General features: G+C 67.3%; 17 protein-coding genes and 2 pseudogenes. 7 read left to right on the top strand and 12 right to left on the bottom strand.

The annotated features are described in order from the left end of the window. The first annotated feature begins 16 nt into the window (after window positions 1-16). On the top strand, window positions 17-559 hold the full coding sequence (locus OHA88_RS00955) for a MarR family winged helix-turn-helix transcriptional regulator (RefSeq protein ID WP_328623787.1): 543 nt from the start codon (window positions 17-19) through the stop codon (window positions 557-559). A gap of 139 nt (window positions 560-698) precedes the next feature. Here the strand turns inward: OHA88_RS00955 and OHA88_RS00950 are convergent, their stop codons facing one another. From OHA88_RS00950 to OHA88_RS00925, 6 genes are all read right to left on the bottom strand, one after another. Beyond that, window positions 699-896, bottom strand: coding sequence for a hypothetical protein (locus tag OHA88_RS00950; RefSeq protein ID WP_328623786.1), 198 nt, complete (start codon window positions 894-896; stop codon window positions 699-701). Further along, on the bottom strand, window positions 893-1,087 hold the full coding sequence (locus OHA88_RS00945; RefSeq protein ID WP_328623785.1) for a hypothetical protein: 195 nt from the start codon (window positions 1,085-1,087) through the stop codon (window positions 893-895). Before OHA88_RS00945 ends, OHA88_RS00950 begins: the two co-directional genes overlap by 4 nt. A gap of 204 nt (window positions 1,088-1,291) precedes the next feature. Further along, a complete protein-coding gene (locus OHA88_RS00940; protein ID WP_328629548.1) occupies window positions 1,292-1,399 on the bottom strand; it encodes a hypothetical protein in 108 nt (35 codons plus the stop codon). Between the two features lie 184 nt (window positions 1,400-1,583). Continuing rightward, on the bottom strand, window positions 1,584-2,657 hold the full coding sequence (locus tag OHA88_RS00935; protein ID WP_328623784.1) for an aldo/keto reductase: 1,074 nt from the start codon (window positions 2,655-2,657) through the stop codon (window positions 1,584-1,586). Window positions 2,658-2,736: 79 nt separating this feature from the next. Next, complete coding sequence (locus OHA88_RS00930; RefSeq protein WP_328623783.1) at window positions 2,737-3,723, bottom strand: zinc-dependent alcohol dehydrogenase family protein; 987 nt, start codon at window positions 3,721-3,723, stop codon at window positions 2,737-2,739. Between the two features lie 63 nt (window positions 3,724-3,786). Next, entirely contained in the window at window positions 3,787-5,268 is a 1,482-nt protein-coding gene (locus tag OHA88_RS00925) for an MFS transporter (protein ID WP_328623782.1), read from the bottom strand. A gap of 85 nt (window positions 5,269-5,353) precedes the next feature. Between OHA88_RS00925 and OHA88_RS00920 the strand changes: the two genes are divergently transcribed. Further along, a complete protein-coding gene (locus OHA88_RS00920) occupies window positions 5,354-5,740 on the top strand; it encodes a MarR family winged helix-turn-helix transcriptional regulator (RefSeq protein WP_328623781.1) in 387 nt (128 codons plus the stop codon). A 273-nt stretch (window positions 5,741-6,013) separates the two neighbouring features. Here the strand turns inward: OHA88_RS00920 and OHA88_RS00915 are convergent. Then, a pseudogene (locus OHA88_RS00915) lies at window positions 6,014-6,292 on the bottom strand (IS110 family transposase); the annotation flags it as partial. 109 nt (window positions 6,293-6,401) lie between these two features. On the opposite strand from OHA88_RS00915, the gene OHA88_RS00910 reads away from it, so the two are divergent. The 3 genes from OHA88_RS00910 (at window position 6,402) to OHA88_RS00900 (ending at window position 9,828) form a co-directional block, all read left to right on the top strand. Beyond that, entirely contained in the window at window positions 6,402-7,217 is an 816-nt protein-coding gene (locus tag OHA88_RS00910; protein WP_328623779.1) for an alpha/beta fold hydrolase, read from the top strand. 707 nt (window positions 7,218-7,924) lie between these two features. Next, entirely contained in the window at window positions 7,925-9,022 is a 1,098-nt protein-coding gene (locus tag OHA88_RS00905) for an integrase core domain-containing protein (protein WP_328623778.1), read from the top strand. Window positions 9,023-9,189: 167 nt separating this feature from the next. Next, a complete protein-coding gene (locus OHA88_RS00900; RefSeq protein WP_302004021.1) occupies window positions 9,190-9,828 on the top strand; it encodes an HAD family hydrolase in 639 nt (212 codons plus the stop codon). A 52-nt stretch (window positions 9,829-9,880) separates the two neighbouring features. Here OHA88_RS00900 and istB read toward each other — a convergent pair. From istB to OHA88_RS00880, 4 genes and pseudogenes are all read right to left on the bottom strand, one after another. Beyond that, window positions 9,881-10,675, bottom strand: a pseudogene (gene istB / locus OHA88_RS00895) (IS21-like element helper ATPase IstB). Further along, the gene (locus OHA88_RS00890; RefSeq protein ID WP_328623776.1) at window positions 10,672-10,980 is read right to left on the bottom strand and encodes a hypothetical protein; all 309 of its coding nucleotides are present in this window, start codon (window positions 10,978-10,980) and stop codon (window positions 10,672-10,674) included. Before OHA88_RS00890 ends, istB begins: the two are co-directional and overlap by 4 nt. A gap of 150 nt (window positions 10,981-11,130) precedes the next feature. Then, window positions 11,131-11,739, bottom strand: a complete 609-nt coding sequence (locus OHA88_RS00885) for a hypothetical protein (protein ID WP_328623775.1) — start codon at window positions 11,737-11,739, stop codon at window positions 11,131-11,133. 241 nt (window positions 11,740-11,980) lie between these two features. Continuing rightward, a complete protein-coding gene (locus OHA88_RS00880; RefSeq protein WP_443044143.1) occupies window positions 11,981-13,558 on the bottom strand; it encodes an ISL3 family transposase in 1,578 nt (525 codons plus the stop codon). Between the two features lie 255 nt (window positions 13,559-13,813). On the opposite strand from OHA88_RS00880, the gene OHA88_RS00875 reads away from it, so the two are divergent. After that, the gene (locus OHA88_RS00875; protein ID WP_328623773.1) at window positions 13,814-14,353 is read left to right on the top strand and encodes an SMI1/KNR4 family protein; all 540 of its coding nucleotides are present in this window, start codon (window positions 13,814-13,816) and stop codon (window positions 14,351-14,353) included. A gap of 1,021 nt (window positions 14,354-15,374) precedes the next feature. On the opposite strand, the gene OHA88_RS00870 is transcribed toward OHA88_RS00875, so the two are convergent. Further along, complete coding sequence (locus OHA88_RS00870; protein WP_328623772.1) at window positions 15,375-16,313, bottom strand: NAD(P)-dependent oxidoreductase; 939 nt, start codon at window positions 16,311-16,313, stop codon at window positions 15,375-15,377. A 517-nt stretch (window positions 16,314-16,830) separates the two neighbouring features. Here OHA88_RS00870 and OHA88_RS00865 point away from each other — a divergent pair. Then, window positions 16,831-17,208, top strand: a complete 378-nt coding sequence (locus OHA88_RS00865) for a VOC family protein (protein WP_328623771.1) — start codon at window positions 16,831-16,833, stop codon at window positions 17,206-17,208. The last annotated feature ends 20 nt before the right edge of the window (window positions 17,209-17,228 follow it).

Here is a 17,228-nt window from a genome sequence, read left to right as displayed (position 1 = left end):
TGTCGAACCGGCCGGTTTGCGGATCGTTGCCACTGTATGTCTGAGCTGGCATTTTACGGTGCGAGTATATACTCTTATCCTGGGTGAGGAAGCTCTGGAGGGGATGATGGTCACTACACCGACGGACCCCGGCGATTCGTGCAACAACCTGGCTCTGCGTAAGGCGGCCCGGTATCTTGGCGCGACGTACGACAAGGCTCTGGCTTCGGTGGGTCTTCGTGCGACGCAGTTCAGCATCCTGCAGAAGCTCAGTGTTCACGGAGAAATGACGATCACCGGCCTTGCTGACATGATCGCCATGGACCGTACGACGATGGCCTCGAACCTCAAGCCGCTGGCGCGGGAGGGCCTGGTGACCGTCGAGCCGTCGGCGGCCGACCGCCGCGCACGGATCGTCACGATCACGCCGGATGGGGTCTCCCGGATGAAGGCGGCGCTGCCGCTGTGGCGGGAGATGCAGGACCGGTTCGAGGAGAGCTTCGGAGCCGACGATGCAGCCCGGTTGCGCGCAGCCCTCGAAGCCGTCCTCCAGACCGGCTTCACGCCCTGGGCCGAGTGAGGTACGACTTCTGCACCGCTGCCGAGAGGGCAGGAGAGCCTAGCCCCGGCTGCCGGGTAGTCACCGGATTCCTGTCCACCGACCGGCCTCCAGTGCGCCGCATCAGGCGCTTGCATTGACAGCACAGGAGCGTTCTGGCTCAGGTTTCCAAGATGGGCACCTCCACCGAGACTGTCTTGCCCCGGCCGTTCGGGGAGCTGTTCCACAGTCCGGCCAGGGCCTCCACGATGAGGAGACCGCAGCCGTTCTCGGCCTCTGCGTTCTCCTCTTCGCAGAGCGTCAGTTCCCGCTGGTTAGGGATAGCGGTGGCGATCGGGCGGGGCTGGTGGGCTGTCATGTCTGAAGCTTCCCCTCGATCCGATCTCGGGGAAACTCCAAGTCCCTGCGCACCAGCGCCGACGACAGCGCGTCGGTCAGCCCGGTCTTGTCCGCCACCCTGCGCACCGGCACGATCCCCGCCTTGCCCACCAGCTTCCGCCCACCCGCCGACAGCGACAGGCCCTCCGCCCACTCGGTAAACTTCGACACCCGGAGGGTGCCTCCTTCCCAGCATGATCCAGTTCTGGTCGAACCAGATCACAGGTACAGGCACCCTCCCTGCCGATCTCACGATCCGTTACCAGAGCTGGCCGGCACGGTGAATTCATGAGGCAAGACGGCCCTGATCGACGGCGGTGCCGCGCTCGAACAAGCTTTGTTGTCCACGGCACGCCCACCCCAGCAGACGGCCCTTCAATCAATGATGACCGGGCGCGGGCTGCGCCCGGTCATCATGAGGACGTACTCGTAGCGCGGCGGCCGGTTTTGGTAACGCCGGCGCTCCAGCGGGCCGGCGTCCACCAGGGACTTCAAGCGGCGGTCAGCATGTTCGGGGCGATGCCGAGGCTGCGCTCGAACCCGTCGAAGTGGGTGAAGCCGTCGAAGGCATCAGGCATGATCAGCATGCTCCATCACTCGCCGACGTATTCCAGGCTGCGCGCGATCGGGCCACTCCATGTCCTCCAAACTGGTCCGCCGCCTGAGATCACGCTACCGGGATCGTGGGCTCGTCGATCACGCTTGCGTCACCGCCGCGGATGGGGCTCACGCTCCACGCGTTCAGCTCGTGCGGGGTACCGAGCCTGATCGCGCTCACCTCGTCGAGCCGGGCGAACTGCGCCGGGGTCAGCGTCACTTCCAGCGCGCCCAGGTAGTCGTCGAGCTGCGCGACGCTGCGCGGGCCGATGATCGGCACGTACGCCGTGGCCGCCCGCGCGCCCTCCTGCCGCATCCAGGCGATGGCGACATGGGAGGCCGGCACGCCGAGCTCGGCCGCGACGTCGAGGACGGCGTCGACGATCGCGGTCTTCTGCGCGGTGTCCTCGAAGAACCCGACGGCCTTGAGGTCGCTGATCCGGCCGGTGGCGCCCTGGCGGTACTTGCCGGTCAGCAGACCGCCGCCGAGCGGACTCCACAGCGCCGCGCCCAGGCCAAGCGCCTGCGCCATTGGCAGCAGCTCCCGCTCGGCGGTGCGGTCGACCAGGCTGTACTCGACCTGGATACCGGCGACCGGGGACCAGCCGCGCAGCTCGGCGATGGCGGCGGCGCGCGACACCCGCCAGGCCGGGAAGTTCGACAGCCCGAAATAGCGGATCTTTCCGGCGCTGACCAGGTCGTCCAGGCCGCGCAGGATCTCCTCCATCGGGGTCAGGCCGTCAGGGGCGTGCACCCAGTACATGTCCAGGTGATCGGTGTTCAGGCGGCGCAGGCTGGCCTCGAGAGCCTGGACCATGTATCGGCGGCTGTTGCCGGTGTTGGAGACGGTCTGCGGTCCGACGCCGTTCATGCTGTACTTGCCCGTCAGCACGAAGTGGTCCCGGTCGGCGCCCAGGAACTCGCCGAGCAGCTGCTCGGATTCGCCGGCCTGATAGTTCTCGGCGGTGTCGATGAGCGTGCCGCCGGCTTCGGCGAACCGGTCGAAGATCTTGCGGGCCTCGGCGGGCTCGGCACCGGGGCCCCAGCCGCCACCGGCGCGCCAGCCGGTGCCGAAATTGGCGGTGCCGAGGCCGTACTCGGACACGCGCAGGCCATTGTTGCGCCCGAAGGTGGTGTATCGCATGGGTGGACATCTCCTAAGACGAGTAACTTGCGTTGTGTAAGGAAAGACGCGGTTCTTGGCGCCTATGAGGTGTGTCGGGTCAGCGGGGGACGGTCACGACGATCTTGCCGACCTGGGATCCTGACTCGAGACGACGGTGGGCCCTGACGATGTCCTCCAGCGGGAAGACGGTGTCGATGACCGGTCGCAGGGTCTCGCGGGCAAGGCCGTCGAGGACCCAGTCGACGGCGACCTTGCGGCGTTCGACGTCGGTGGTGAGGTCGAAGACCTTGTATCCCCGGATGGTGAGGCTCTTGCCGATCAACTCCCACACCGGCACTGTCGTGGCCTCGCTGCTCAGCGCACCGTAGATGATCACGGTCCCGCCGGGCGCGGCGGCGCCGATCAAGCCCGCCAGAGCAGGTCCTCCCACGGGGTCGAAGATGACGCGGGCGCCGTGGCCGTCGGTGAGCTCGTTCACGCGGGTGACCACGTCTTCCTCGCCCGTGACGATCACTGCCTCGGCGCCTTCGTCCAGGAGCCGCTGGCGCTTGGCGCTGGTGCGGGTCAGTGCCACGGGCCGGGCCCCCACGCTGCGGGCGATCTGGATCGCGGCCAGGCCGACGCTGCTGGAGGCCGCCGGGATGAGCACCGTGTCACCGGCCTTCAGGTCCGCGGTCTCGATGAGGGCGCCATAGGCGGTCAGGTACTGCCCCCACAGGGCCGCGGCCTGTTCCCAGGACAGTGTGTCGGGGTGCTTGACCACCGCGGTGGCGGGCGCGATGGCCAGCTCGCCGTGGATGGGGTAGTCGATGGGCCTGAAGCAGGGGATCAGGCTGACGGCATCGCCGACGGTGAAACCTTCGACATCCGGGCCGATGGCGTCGACCTCACCGGAGGCCTCCCATCCGATACCGGAGGGAAGCTCCACGAGGTGGTTGTTGCGGAGCACGGAATCCGCTCGGTTCACCCCGAGAGCCCTGGTGCGGACGCGGATCTCGCCGTGTCCGGGTTCGCGGACCTCGATGTCGTCCAGGGTCAGGACCTCGGGGCCGCCGGTGGCGTGAAATCGGACGATCTTGCTCATGTGAGTGGTCTTGCCTTTCAAGTCTGCGGAAGGAAGTGGCAGTTCAGGCTCGGCGGTCGGCCGTCACCTGGTGATCTCGGGCACCTTGTCGAGCTCCAGTTGGTCGGCGCTCCTGTCCGTCTGCGCAGTCGTCTTGCGGCGCCCCAGCGTTCCGGACAGGGCGGCGAGCAGGCCGATGGCCGCGAGCACGTTGACGGTGATCATGGCGGGGGTGAAACCGGCGAGCAGGGCGTCGGGCCCGCTCTTGCCTTCGTTTCCTGCGGTGAGGGCCGCGGTGACGATGGCGAGGCCGATCGCGCCGCCGATCTGCATGGAGGTGTTCAACAGGCCGCCGGCCAGACCTTGTTCGTGGTCAGGGATTCCCGAGGTGCCCTCGATCTGGAAGGGCGCGAATGCCAGTGTCATGCCGATGCTGAGCAGGAGCATGCTGGGCAGCACACCCACGGCGTAGGAGTGGTCCCGGGCGATGGCCAGGAGGAGCGCGTAGGCGGCCACGTGCGTGATGACGCCGGCGATGATGCTGCGCGAGGTACCGAATCGTGCGATCAGGTGCGGGATGCGCGACGAGGCCAAGGTGACGATGGCGGCGGCGGGAAGGAAGCCGAACGCGGTCTGCAGCGCCGACCACTGCAGCACCTGCTGGAAGTACAGCGTCACCACGAACTGGAAGCCGACATAGGCGCCGAAGAACATCGACAGGCCCACGTTGGCGCGCACCAGGGAGCTGGAGCGCAGGATGCCCAGACGGATCAGCGGCTGCGCGCCGCGGAGCTCGATCACCACGAAGGCGGCCAGCAGTGCGGCTGCGAGCCCGAACTCCACCAGTGTGCTCGCCGTGGTCCATCCCTTCTGCGGCGCTTCGACCACGACGTAGACGAGCAGCAGCATTCCGGCGACCAGGGTGAGTGCGCCGGGCAGGTCATAGCTGCCGACGGTGCGCGGGCCGTCCTTGGGCAGGACGCGGATGGCCGCTGCCAGGGCGATCAGCGCCACGGGCACAGGCAGGAGGAACGTCCAGCGCCAGCCGAGCTCGGTCAGTGCACCGGACAGCACCAGGCCGCTTGAGAAGCCGCTGGCACCCATGAGCGTGTAGATCCCGATCGCCTTGTTGCGGGCCGGCCCCTCGGCGAACGTGGTCGTGATGATGGACAACGCCGCGGGTAGCGTGAACGCCGCCGACACGCCCTTCAGGAGACGGGCGACGATCAGAAGGTTCCCGTCGTCGACCAGGCCGCCGACCAGTGAGGTCAGGGCGAAGACGGCGACCGCCGTCAGGAAGACGCGGCGGCGGCCGAGGATGTCGGCGGCGCGTCCGCCCAGCAACAGAAAGCCGCCGTAGCCGAGGACGTAACCGCTGACGATCCACTGCAGTGCGCTTGTGGACAGGCCGAGGTCGGCCTGGATCGAGGGCAGGGCGACACCCACCATGTTCACGTCCAGCGCGTCGAGGAACCCGACGATCGAGACGGTGAGCAGGATCCCCCACAGCCGCACGTTCCATGCGAGCGAGGACGTGGACAAGGGTGGTGGTGCGGAAGGACTCATGCCGATACGCTGACATGCTCCTACTTCGAATGCAAGTGCATCTAATGCAAACGCATTAAATGTCGGTGCATGATACGGTGGCCGCATGAATGCTGGTGACGAGCGGCACCTGGTCAAGGAGTGGCGCGATCTCCAGGTTCGGCATGCCGTCGTGTACCAGACCCTCGAGCGTGAGTTGCAGGCAGGGCACGGCATCGGCGTCAGCGAGTTCGAAGCGCTCGAAGCCCTTGCCTGCTCCGAGAACACCCAGTGCCGCGCCCAGGACCTCACCGACGTCGTGCACCTGAGCCAGAGCGCCGCGAGCCGACTGATCGCCCGAATGGAACGCGACGGTTTCCTCGAGCGCGCCATATGCGAAGCCGACCGCCGCGGCATCCTCGCCGTCCTCACCGACGAGGGCCGCAAGCGTTATCTGGAGGCCCAACCCACACACCGCTCCGTGCTCGCCAGAACACTTCGAGAGACAGGCTGACCGCTGTCCAGGTGCTAGTGAGGTGACCCCCGGAACGTGGACGCGGGGGTTTATGCCGCGAGTGAGAGTTAGCCGTCGCGTGGTGTTGCTGTTTGAACTCCATGGGGGACAGGTAGGCCGGCGCACTGTGACGCCGACGTGCGTTGTAGTGCGTGAGCCTGCGGAAGATTTCCAGCCGGGCCCGGCTCATTGTTGAGAACGTCGTCCGGTCAGGGCCTCGCGTTTCAGGCTCTGCCACAGGCTCTCGGGCGGGGCGTTGATGTCCTATGGATGTCAGGCGGCACCTCGAGCTGGTTCCGTGTCGTTGGCCGCGATGTTGGTGGGGACGATGAGTCGGTAGATCTCTCGTGCGACGTACCGCTTGAGGCAGCGGATGATCTCGCGTTTGGTCTTGCCCTCCGTGAGGCGTCGCCGCAGGTAGTCCTGGGAACGCTCCTCCCGGCGCAGGCGGCTGAGGGTGATCCTGTAGAGGGTGGCGTTGGCCTGTCGGTCACTGCCTCGGTTGAGTCTGCGGCGCTGGGTCTTGCCGGAGGGCGCCTCGACGGGGCCGCTCCATAGGGGACATGGTCCGGCGCGCGTACGCATCCGCCAGTTAGGAGTATATACTCGTATTAGTGGGGCGATCCACGCGTGAACCCCGATGACACGAGAGGGCGAACGCATGAGTGAGATCAAACCCCGGTTCCGGACGATCGACGGGCTGTCCGTCCGGTACGCCGAGAGCGAGGGGCCCCGCGACCGCGTAGCCCTGCTGTTGAGCCCGTTCCCGGTCAGCCTGTATGCCTACGACGCGACCTGGTCGCGGCTGGCCGAGCACGCTCACCTCGTCGCAGTGGACCTGCCGGGGTTCGGGCATTCCGAACTCCGGGAGGACCTGCTGTCGCCCACGGCGATGAGCGAATTCATCGTGCGGCTCGCCGACGAGTTCGAATTGGCGAAGCCACACGTCGTGGGCCCGGACATCGGCACCAGCGCGGTGCTCTTCGCCGCGGCCCACCACCCCGACCGATTCCGCAGCGCCGTCGTGGGCAGCGGCGCGGCCGCGGCCCCGGTGCAGCTGGGAAGTCCGGTGAACGACTGGGTGCACGCCGAGGACCTGGCGCCGTACCGGGCCCTGGGCCCCAAGGACATCGTGACGATCGCCCTCGACAAGATGCAGGGCTACCAGCTGCCGCAGATCGTGCGCGAAGACTATCTCGCGCCCTACGTGGGCCAGCGGATCGTCGACCAGATGGCCTACCTCCGCGCCTTCCCCATCGAACTGCCGCTCCTGCGCGAGCTGCTGCCCGGGATCGAGACGCCCGTACAGATCATCGCCGGCCGCAGGGACCACGTGGTGCCCGTGGCGAACGCCGAATACCTGCACGAGCACCTGCCCAACAGCACCCTCGATGTCCTCGAAGTCGGCCACTACACCTGGGAGGAGGGCGCGGACGACTACGCCAGGATCGTCACCGACTGGTGGCGGGCGAACTGACCTCGTCGCGGGGCGGACCGCGCACCACTGCCTCCGCTGGATGTGCTCGGCCTCGTCGAATCCGTGTGAAGGCTGGGAGTTGTCGTCAAAGTGCGCACACGCCGCTCGACGCGCTCGACGATGCCACTTCAGCGGCGGCGACTTGGCGCACCACCGGCGGGCCGTCGGAACATTGCCCTTATCGAGGGTCAGGACGGCGCCGCCCGGTATCAGGCCGCGCGGAGGGCTCGGCGGTGACGCCACCACTCGGTCACCGATCCCGTCTCGCCGCGCCGGTGGGGCGGCACCAGGGACTCTGGCCGGTTGAACCACGCGATGGTGCATGCAACACCAGCAACGGCAACGAGCCAAGGACGAGGAGCACTTCGACCACTGTGGCAGTGGGGCTCGCGGCGCCGACGACATCCGCGACACCGCCGATGGTCAGAGTCACCACCCAGACCGCGAGAGGAACGATGCCGCGCTCATGGCACTGGCCCGCTCGGCCAACGACCTCAAAGAAGGCCGCCGTACCTCCCACCCTGAGCTGGTTCTGTTCGCTACCTGGGGTGACCTGCAGGACTACGCCGAACACGAACCGTGCCCTTGCCGAAAACCTCATCCGCCCTGGTGGGAGCTTGGTGTGCGGGGTGTGCGGGGTCTCGGGCCCGGGGGCTCGAATTGGTCCTCTCGCGCGACTGGTAACCGCCCCGGCATGATTGCCGATCGTGCTGCTGCGATTGGCTTACCTGACCGTGACGAATGCGTTCGCGATGCTGCGTGTGCTGCCGATGAGCGATCGGGACAAGGACGCGGAGATCCTCGCCTTGCGCCATCAGATCACGGTGCTGGAGCGTCAACTCGGTGGCGAGAAGATCCGGTTCACCCCGAGCGATCGCGCGTTCTTGGCGGCGTTGCTGCATCGGATGCCGGTTGAGGTGCTGCGCAGGGTGCGGCTGCTGGTGCGTCCGGACACGGTGCTGCGCTGGCACCGCGATCTGGTCGCACGCCGCCATGCGGCCCGGTCCCGGCCGAAGCGCTCGGGACGGCCGCGGATCCTGCGCTCCATCCGCGCCCTGGTCCTGCGGCTCGCCCAAGAGAATCCCAGCTGGGGGTATCGCCGCATCCACGGTGAACTTCTCGTTCTCGGTATCAAGGTGGCCGCCTCCACCGTCTGGGAAATCCTCAAGGAGGCCGGGATTGATCCGGCGCCCGAACGGGCCTCCAGCACGTGGTCGGACTTCCTGCGCTCGCAGGCCGACGCCCTGTTGGCGTGCGACTTCCTGGAGACGGTCACGCTGTCCGGGGCGCGGCTGTATGTGTTCGCGGTGATCGAGCACGCCAGCCGGCGGATCAGGATCCTGGGCGCCACCGCGCACCCGACCGCCGCGTGGGTGACGCAAGCCGCGAAAAACCTCGTCATGGACCTCGAAGACGCCGAATGCCGGGCAAGGTTCCTGATCCGTGACCACGACGGGAAGTTCCCCGCCCTGTTTGACACCGTCCTCAAGGACGCGGGGATCGAGGTCGTGCTCAGCGGCGTACGGATGCCGCGCATGAACTCGATCATGGAAAGGTGGGTGCAGACCTGCCGGTGTGAGCTGCTGGACCGCACCTTGATCTGGAACCAGCGGCACCTGCTCCACGCGCTACGGGAGTTCGAAGAGTTCTACAACTCCCACCGGCCGCATCAGGGCATCGCCAACGCCCGTCCGCTGCACCCGCTGCCGGTGCCGATCACCGATCCGGAGCAGATCACCCGCCTCGACATACGGAAACGCGAACGACTCGGCGGCATCCTCCACGAGTACCAACATGCCGCCTGAACTGGGCGGATGAGGTTTTCGGCAGCAGCAGGCTCGCAACAGGGCTGCCACAAGGTTTCAAGATCGCTTGACCTTGCCCCAGAGGGAAGGGCGACAGTGTCTCCGTAGATCACACGAGCGAGCGGTGTGCGCTCGCCAGCCGGGCTGGACGAAGAGGGGGAGTTCGAGTGACGGCGACCTGCGTCATTCTCGATATCGGTGGCGTGCTGGAGATCACGCCGGAAACGGGGTGTGTGCAGCGGTGGGAAGAGCGGCTGGGGTTGCCGTTCGGCACTGTGCATGAGCGGATGCGCGACGTGTGGCAAGCCGGGAGCGTCGGGAGTATCAGTGAACGAGAGGTTCACGAGCAGGTGGCAGCACGCTTGGGGCTCGACGCGCCCCAGGTTGAAGCCTTCATGGCTGATCTCTGGGCGGAGTACCTGGGAACGCCTAACGAGGAGCTCATCGCTTACGTGCGTGGGCTGCGAGGAAGCTGCAGGCTGGGCATCCTAAGCAACAGCTTCGTCGGTGCCCGGGAACGGGAGACCGCGCTGTATCACTTCGACGAACTGGTCGAGCAAATCGTGTACTCGCACGAGATCGGCATCGAGAAGCCGGACCCGCGTGCCTTCGAGACCGTATGCGCCAGCCTGGAGGTGCGGCCGGAGAGCTGTCTGTTCATCGACGATCTCGCAGTAAATGTTGAGGCTGCTCAGGCGGCGGGCATGCAGGCGCATCTGTTCCAGGACAATGCCCGGACGATTACGCGCATCGCAGCTCATCTGGACGCTGGTCCCCGGGTTGGAGGGCCTGTCCCGCTCGGATGATGTCGGCCTGGCCGACCTTTAACGGTTGCCGGCCAGGCGGTGGAGCGGTTGATCAGCCCGCTTCTGCGTGTTCGGCACGGGCTCGGGTGCTGGCCAGGCGGTAGGAGTCGGATCCGGTCTAGATGATGGTGCCGTTGAAGGTGAGCCGGTCGACGATGGCGGCGCAGAGACGGGGGTCGGGGAAGGTCTTCGTCCAGCCTCCGAACGACTCGTTTGAGGCGATGGCGACGCTGTTCTTCTCCTCCCGCTCGGTCAGAACCTGGAACAGCAGCTCGGCGCCGTGCCGGTCCAGTTCCATGTACCCGAGCTCGTCGATGCACAAAAGGTCGACGCGGCCGTAGCGGGCGATGGTCTTGTTCAACTGCTTCTCGTCGGCGGCTTCAACCAGCTCGTTCACCAGCTTGGTGGCGAGCGTGTAGCGGACGCGGTAGCCCTTCATGGCGGCCTCGGTGCCCAGGGCGATGAGCATGTGGGACTTGCCGGTGCCGGAGTCGCCGATCAGGCGGAGCGGCTGTCCCTTCTTGATCCACTCGCAGCTGGCGAGGGTGTTGATGGTGGCCGCGTCGACGTTGGGGTTGGCGTCGAAGTCGAAGGCCCGTAGTGACTTCTCCCTCGGGAACCCGGCCGCCTTGATCCGCCGTTCCGAGCGTCGGCGGGCCCGGTCGTCGCACTCCGCCATCAGCAGCTCGGCGAGGAAGCCGCGGTAGGTCATCTGGTCCTTGGCGGCCCGGTCGGCGATGTCGGCGAACTTGTTGCGGATCGACGGCAGCCGCAGCAGACGGCAGGCGGTGTCGATGGCGGTGGTGGCGGCTTGCTCGGTCAGTCCTCGCTGGCGAGGCAGGGTCACTGTGCTTCTCCCTCTCGGTGGTCACCGCCGCTGGCGCGACGTCGGAGCAACTGGTCGTAGGGCGTCACCGAGGGCAGTGGCCTGGTGTCCGGCGGCAGGTGGTTCAGCTTCCACTCGTGCAGGAACGTCACGGTCGCCGGCGGCTGCCCGGTGGCCAGCGCAGACGAGGTGGCTGGACCGGGTTCATCCTCGGTCTGGGCGGCTTTGCGGGCCTCCAGGGCGACCGCGTCCGCGGTCAGGGCCCCGGCCCGCAACGCGGTCGCCAGACCGGCGACCAGGTACTCGTGCGGGATGTGCCGGGCCATCAGGAGCACCTCGATCAAGGCCCGGGTGCCCTCGGTGTCGCCGTGTGCCTTGACCTGGCTTTGTTCATGAGAACGGGCTCTGGCTCAACTTGTGTGACGCGGCCACTCTGAGTGATCAACAGATGCCTGGGGGTGCTGCGTGTCCCTGAGTCAGAACGGTGGGTCTTCGGAGTAACCACCTGTCCGGTCGGTCGCCCACCAGGAATCATGTTCCGCCTTGAGACGGGCGTAACGCTCGCGGGCTGCGATGTCGTCCGCGTTCTCCAGGGCGCTGGTGTCGTGACCCCATGCCTTCATGGCGTCCAGGACGCGGTCTCGATTGTGGCGGTCGGTGCTGGTGGTCAGCACACGACGGGCGTGGTCGACCAGCTCGGCCCGGTGCGCGGTGAGGACGGGGTGCTCTGCGAGGGGGATCGCAGCGACGAGGGCCGCGTCGCGTACGTCCGCGTTGTCGTGGCTGAGAAGGGCATGGACAGCGGAGAAGATCGCCGGGCGCAGGTCTCGGAACGCTCGCATCTCCCTGTCCTCGTCGAGGAACCCCTTGCCGCAGTGGCGTTCGCCGATGGCGACGCACTCGTCGTCGGCGTCGTAGGCGGTGTCGCTGAGCCACTCAAGTAGTCTCACGAGGGTCGGGCGGTGCGATGGCGTGTCGGCGTAGTGACCGAAGTCGTCTACCGCGATGGCCGGGTGGTTGAGGACGGCCGCGACGTAGAGCGCTACGGGCACAGTGGCTTCGTAGATGGTGTTCTGGTGGGTCACTTGTCTGAGCGCGTTGTCGGTGGCGGCCGCCCTGACGGCCGGGTCGGAGTTGATGATGTGTGCCAGCGCTGTCGGCAGGGATTCGCCTGTCCCGCGTACGGTGGCGAGCGACGCCCAGTCTGTATCGTCCAGGAGCGCTTGATAGTGAGGTAGCTCGTGAGGACGAGGATGCCCGGTCCGACTGCGGCGATAGGTCACAGCCGGAGGCTATAGCGTCGTCGAGTCGGCGTGGCGCGGGGTGTCATGTGTAAAGCAGGGTGCGCTTCCGTAGGAGGTTGAATCCGGCGCGCCCGAACATCTGGCGTTTCAGCATCTTGATCCGGTTGACATGACCTTCGACCGCGCCCGAGCTCCAGGGCAGGGTCAATCCGGCGATAACGGCGTCGAGGTCGCGTTCGATGCCGACTGCGAGGGTGTGGAGGCTGGGCAGGTCGTCCTGCCGGACGGCGTCGAGCCAGTGCGGCAGACGTTCGCCCTGGCGCTCAGTGAGCATGATCGCGAAGGAGCGGACGTGCCGGGCGAGGGCGTCGAGTTCGGGGCAGTGGGTTCGGACGGTCTTGAGCTGGAGCTGTTCGGGCTCAGTAAGGGTTTCTGGGCGGCTGAGAATCCATCCGGCGACGGCTCGAGGCGAGGGCGGCTGGGCGGTCACCGGCCGCGGCGAGGTGCGCTTCTTGTACAGGTAGGCGCGGACGCGCTGGTAGCTGCCTTTGTAGCCGAGCGGCACAATCTCCTCCCACAGCCTCCAGGCGTTGGTGCAGCCCTCGTTCCAGCGTTCGTCGAGGTAGGTCTTGTACTCATCGAGGATGGAGGGTCGGTTCTGCCACTGGCCAGTGAAGAGTTCTTCCGGCCGGGCGGCGTCGGCAAGCTGTTTGACGGTCCGCCAGGTCATTCCGAGCTGCCGCTGGATCGAGCGGTGACTGTGCCCGGCCTCCAGCAGTGCGTGGACGGCGGCGTGCCGGGACCGGGTTCGGTCGGCGAACCTGTGGCCGGTCGGCCACGGTGAGCCGGACTGCTCCGCTTCCTGGGCGGACTCCGGCTCGGATTCGGCGGCCGCAGGGACCAGGGCTCGCAGGCAATGGCGGTGTTGGGCGACGGCCCGTTCGGCGGCTTCGCTCAGGTTGTGCCACAGGTGCCACCGGTCCGCCACCTGGACGGCCTGCGGGGCGCCGGCGGTGGCGCCTTCGGCGAAGAACGGTGCCCGGTCCCGGCAGATGACCTCAACGCCTGGCCGTTCGGCGAGCCAGGCCGCCAGGCTCGATGCCTCCCGGTCGGGCAGCAGGTCGATGGGGACGGTGCCGTAGTGACGGCCCTTGCGGGTGGCGTACTCGTCGACGCCGACCACACGCGGGGCGTACACCTCAGGCTCGGGAAGAGCATCGACCAGCCGGAGCACGGTACTGCGGCTGACGGACACCCCCAGGACGCGGGCCATACGGGCTCCAGCCCGGCCCGCGAGGGCCAGACCGACCGCGGCCAGGGTCGACCGCAGCCGCTCGGTCCGCTGACCGTGTCGGCGTGTCAGGCCGGGTATCTGCTCGACGAAGGTACGGCGTGCGCACCCCGAGTCCCCGCAGGCGAAGCGACGAACCCTCAGCTGAAGAACAACGCTACGTCCACCGCTTGGAACATCAGCGGGAAACCGCAGGTAAGAGCCATGAACCCGGCTCGACCAGACTCCGCAGCCCGGGCACACGGCGCCGCCCGTGGTGCACTGCGCATCAACGCGCACTGTCTCGATGTTCACGTGCACCGACAGCACCGCGACGTCCGCGATCGACGGGAACAACAATTCCTTCAGCCGGAGCATGACCTCTTCCACGGCCCCGAACTGTCAGCCCAACCGCCCTTCCACCGGCCGTTTTCGGGCAACTTTGAGTACGTTCCGAAGCGGCTCAACTGTCACTCAGAGTGGCCGCGTCACACAAGTTGAGCCAGAGCCTGAGAACGGACAGCAGATGTTCACCACTTCGGGAGGCGCCTCGGCCGGGCCGTGTTCGATGTTCGGGATTTCGGACGGCACCAGCGCTGGACGGTGCCGAGATCGGCTGTCAGCCCCTTCTGTCAGCATGCTGCCGTGACAACCACACATGATCAGCGTCCCGCCGAAGCCACTCTGGACTTCCTGCGCTCCGCCTTCCCGCTGGAATGGCGCGAACCGGCGCTCGGCCATGAAGCCGTTGCAGCGTGGGAGGCGGAGAACGGCGTGGCCCTTCCGGAGCCGTACAGGACCTTCGTCGCGGACATCAGCAACGGATCGAGCCTTGGCCCCGCCGGCGACGGTGGTCTCCAGCCACTCGGCTGGCTGCCCGATACCTGGCCCGATCTCGGCCCCCGCCAGCCAGGGAAGCCGTTCCCTCTGCGGGCAGCCTGGCACTGGGAGAGCGACGATGTGGACCCCGAGGACCCCAGAATCGAAGCCACATTCAACAGCGGGTCCATCGTTCTCGGTTGTGAGGACGGGCTCTCCTTCTGGCTCCTACTGACCACCGGTCCCCGCCGTGGCGAGGTCTGGATGGTCGCCGACGTCGGTGCCGTCCCGGCGCCTGGCGACCAGGCATGGGGCTTCGAGGAGTGGGTTCAGCGCTGGCACACCGGCGACGACTGGTGGGACTGAACGCTCCGCCCTGCGCGGTCGTAGATCAAGCATCGTTCGATTTCTTGGCGCTGCTCCCGCCTCCCGAAGTGGTGAACATCTGCTGTCCGTTCTCATGAACAAAGCCAACCTGTGTAAGTCGGGGGACTCGGGGCCCATGATGGACGCGGCATCAGGGATCCTCGACCTGGTCGGCGAGCCGCTTCGCGAGGGCTATCGCAGGACCTGGCACGGTGTCATCGAATCGGTAGCTGCTGCCTCCGGGCGCTGACGGGCTGAGGCCGGTGACGGCGTCAGCGCTATCGAGTGTGGTCGCCGGGGGTGTAAGTGCTGGCAGGTTCCGGCGGCTTCGGCGGCAATGGCCTCAGCGTGGATGGTGTGGTAGCCGAGCATCTCGGCGACCGCAGATGGCGGTGCCTGCAGGACCAGTTGCCGCAGCGTGGCGGTGTGGCCGTGCCTGCGGCGGCGAGCCGTCTTCCGACCGTCGCGGCCTCCGCGATGCCCAGTTCGCGGCACAGCCGCCGCGCGGTCCAACGGCAAGCGGGGGAGTCTCTGGCTTCCTCCTTGGCGGTCCGGGGGCCGCAGGCCGCAATGGAGTAGCCCACTGCCCTTGGTCCCCGCTTGTCCTTAAGTCTGGCCCTGTCAATGACTGCAAGCCCGTGACCTTGGAGCTTTCCCTGGACGGGCCTTGGCAGGCGGTGAGGGGCTCAGGGGCGTCCGAGGGCGCGGACGGTCCAGCCCGCCTCGCGCCAGGTCTCGGTTCAGGGCGGCACCCCCGGAACGGCTCACGATTCCCAGTCTGAGAGCACCCGTTTACTTGCGCTCGGAGCCCCAGCATCCGATGACCCACGCGGCGGACGCAGACGGGCAGTCGGTCGCCCGACTCTGCGAGGCGGTGGGCCTCGTTGCGTTGATAGCGACTGTCATACGGTCACCACAGGTACGCCGTCCGGGCGGTCGGCGAGCAGAGCCGCGATGTGGTCCGCGCAACGTAGGGTGGCCGTGGCCATGGCGCTCCTGGTCATGCCGGCGACATGGGGGGTCAGCAGGGCGTTCGGCAGGCCGAAAGCGGTGAGGCGAAGGCGGCGTGTTCGTGCTCGAAGGTGTCGATGGCGGCTGCCGCGAGCGGGTGTGCGGGGTCGCGCAGCGCGTCGGCCAGCGCCTGTTCGTCGACGATCCCGCCCCGGGCTGTGTTCAGCAGAATCGACCCTGGACGCATCAGTGCCAGTTCCGCCCGCCCGACCAGCCCTTGGGTCTGCGCAGTGAGCGGCACGTGCAGGGAGACGACGTCACTCGTCGCTAGCAGTGCGGTGAGGGAGTGGGCCCGGGGCACCGACGCCTCGGCCGGACGCCGCGAGAGGGCCTGGACTTCCATGCCCAGGGCGGTCGCCCGCTCGGCCAGTGCTAGGCCGATCCGACCCAGCCCGACGATGCCCAGGGTCAGCTCCGGCAGCTCCATCGCCGGTGTGGCCGGTGGGCGCCAATTCCCGTCGTGCGAGGCCTCGTTGTGTGCCGGGAGATCTCGGATCAGGGAGAGTAGCTGGGCCAGGGTGAACTCGGCAACCGCGTTCGCGTTGGACCCCGGGGTATGGGTGACCGTGACCCCGTGACGGGCGGCTGCTGCCAACTCGACGTGATCGGTGCCCGCCCCGGCCCGCCCGACCACGCGGAGCCGGTTGATCAGCATCGCGTCGGTCGCCGCCGCGAGGAACGCGGCGCGCAGCGGCACACCGGCACGGGACTTGACCGCGTGGTAGCCGAGTCCGTCCCGGACGGTCTCGGCGAGCAGCGCGGACTCGTCGAAGGCGTCGAAGTCGGTAAAGTCCACCCGGCCGGCCCAGGCAGCCCGCGCCCCGGCGTGATCGGCCACCCGCCGGAGGTTCAGCGTGACGGCCAGCCCGTGGCCGAGCAGACGCTCCAGCTCCCGACCAAGCAATTCTCCAGGAGCCGCGTCCAGCAGCAGGACTCGGGCCCGCCACACGTGGTCCCCCCTTCCCCTGCACGACCCTACTGAGGTCCCGGGACTGCACCGCCGAGGGCCCCCGCGCTCAGATCGATCCGCACCTACTGGCGGAGCCTCTTAACGCGTCCTCTGTCGGCGTTCGGTGATCACGACGCAGCCGCGCCGGTCCCGGCCTCGCAGAGCTTCTCCTCAGCCCGGCGCCGCCGACTGCAACCCCAGCTCTTGGCACTGAAACACGGCCAAGGAAACACCGCCGCGCGTTTCACCCCTGACCTGCTGCGGAACCCCGGATCAGGCTTCTGGGACCGATGTTGCACCACCGTGTTGCAGTGTGTCGGCCGGGGCCCGGGGCTGCGCTGAGTGTTGTTGGACTGTCAGAGGCGTGCGGCATCATCGGCAGATGGCCGCCATACAAGCTCCGCCGACGTACCTGGATCGCCTTCGGTCCGACCTGGGCCTGAAGAGCGGCAGCACCGCCTCGGGTGCTGCCGAAAAATAGATCGCCAGGGCGGACAAAGCCTCCTACCGTTCCGCCATGCAGATCGTTGTGACGCTGGACTGTGTTGACACCGAAGCGCAAGCGAACTTCTGGCTCTCCGCGCTCGCCCCGCTGGACTACCGGCGCGGCTTCCACGGACCTCCCTACCTGAGCCTGGTCGGGCCCGCTCCTGCACCAACCCTTCTCCTGCAGCACGTCCCAGAACCAAAGCAGGGCAAGAACCGCATGCACCTTGACCTCGACTTTGGGACCGCAGACCTGGTGTCGGAGGTCAATCGCCTCGAACGGCTCGGCGCTGCGAGGCTCTCTGAAGAACTCAGCGAACACGGCTTTCGCTGGATCGTCGTTGCCGACCCGGAGGGCAACGAGTTCTGCGTATTCAATCCCCCGAACAGCACCAACGTTGCGGAGTAGTCATGCGGTCGGGCTGAGGT

Origin of the sequence: Streptomyces sp. NBC_00353, from assembly GCF_036108815.1 — a bacterium.
Taxonomy (GTDB): Bacteria; Actinomycetota; Actinomycetes; order Streptomycetales; family Streptomycetaceae; genus Streptomyces.
The sequence above is the reverse complement of the archived record's forward strand: the minus strand, read 5'-3'. Positions and strand labels throughout refer to the sequence as shown.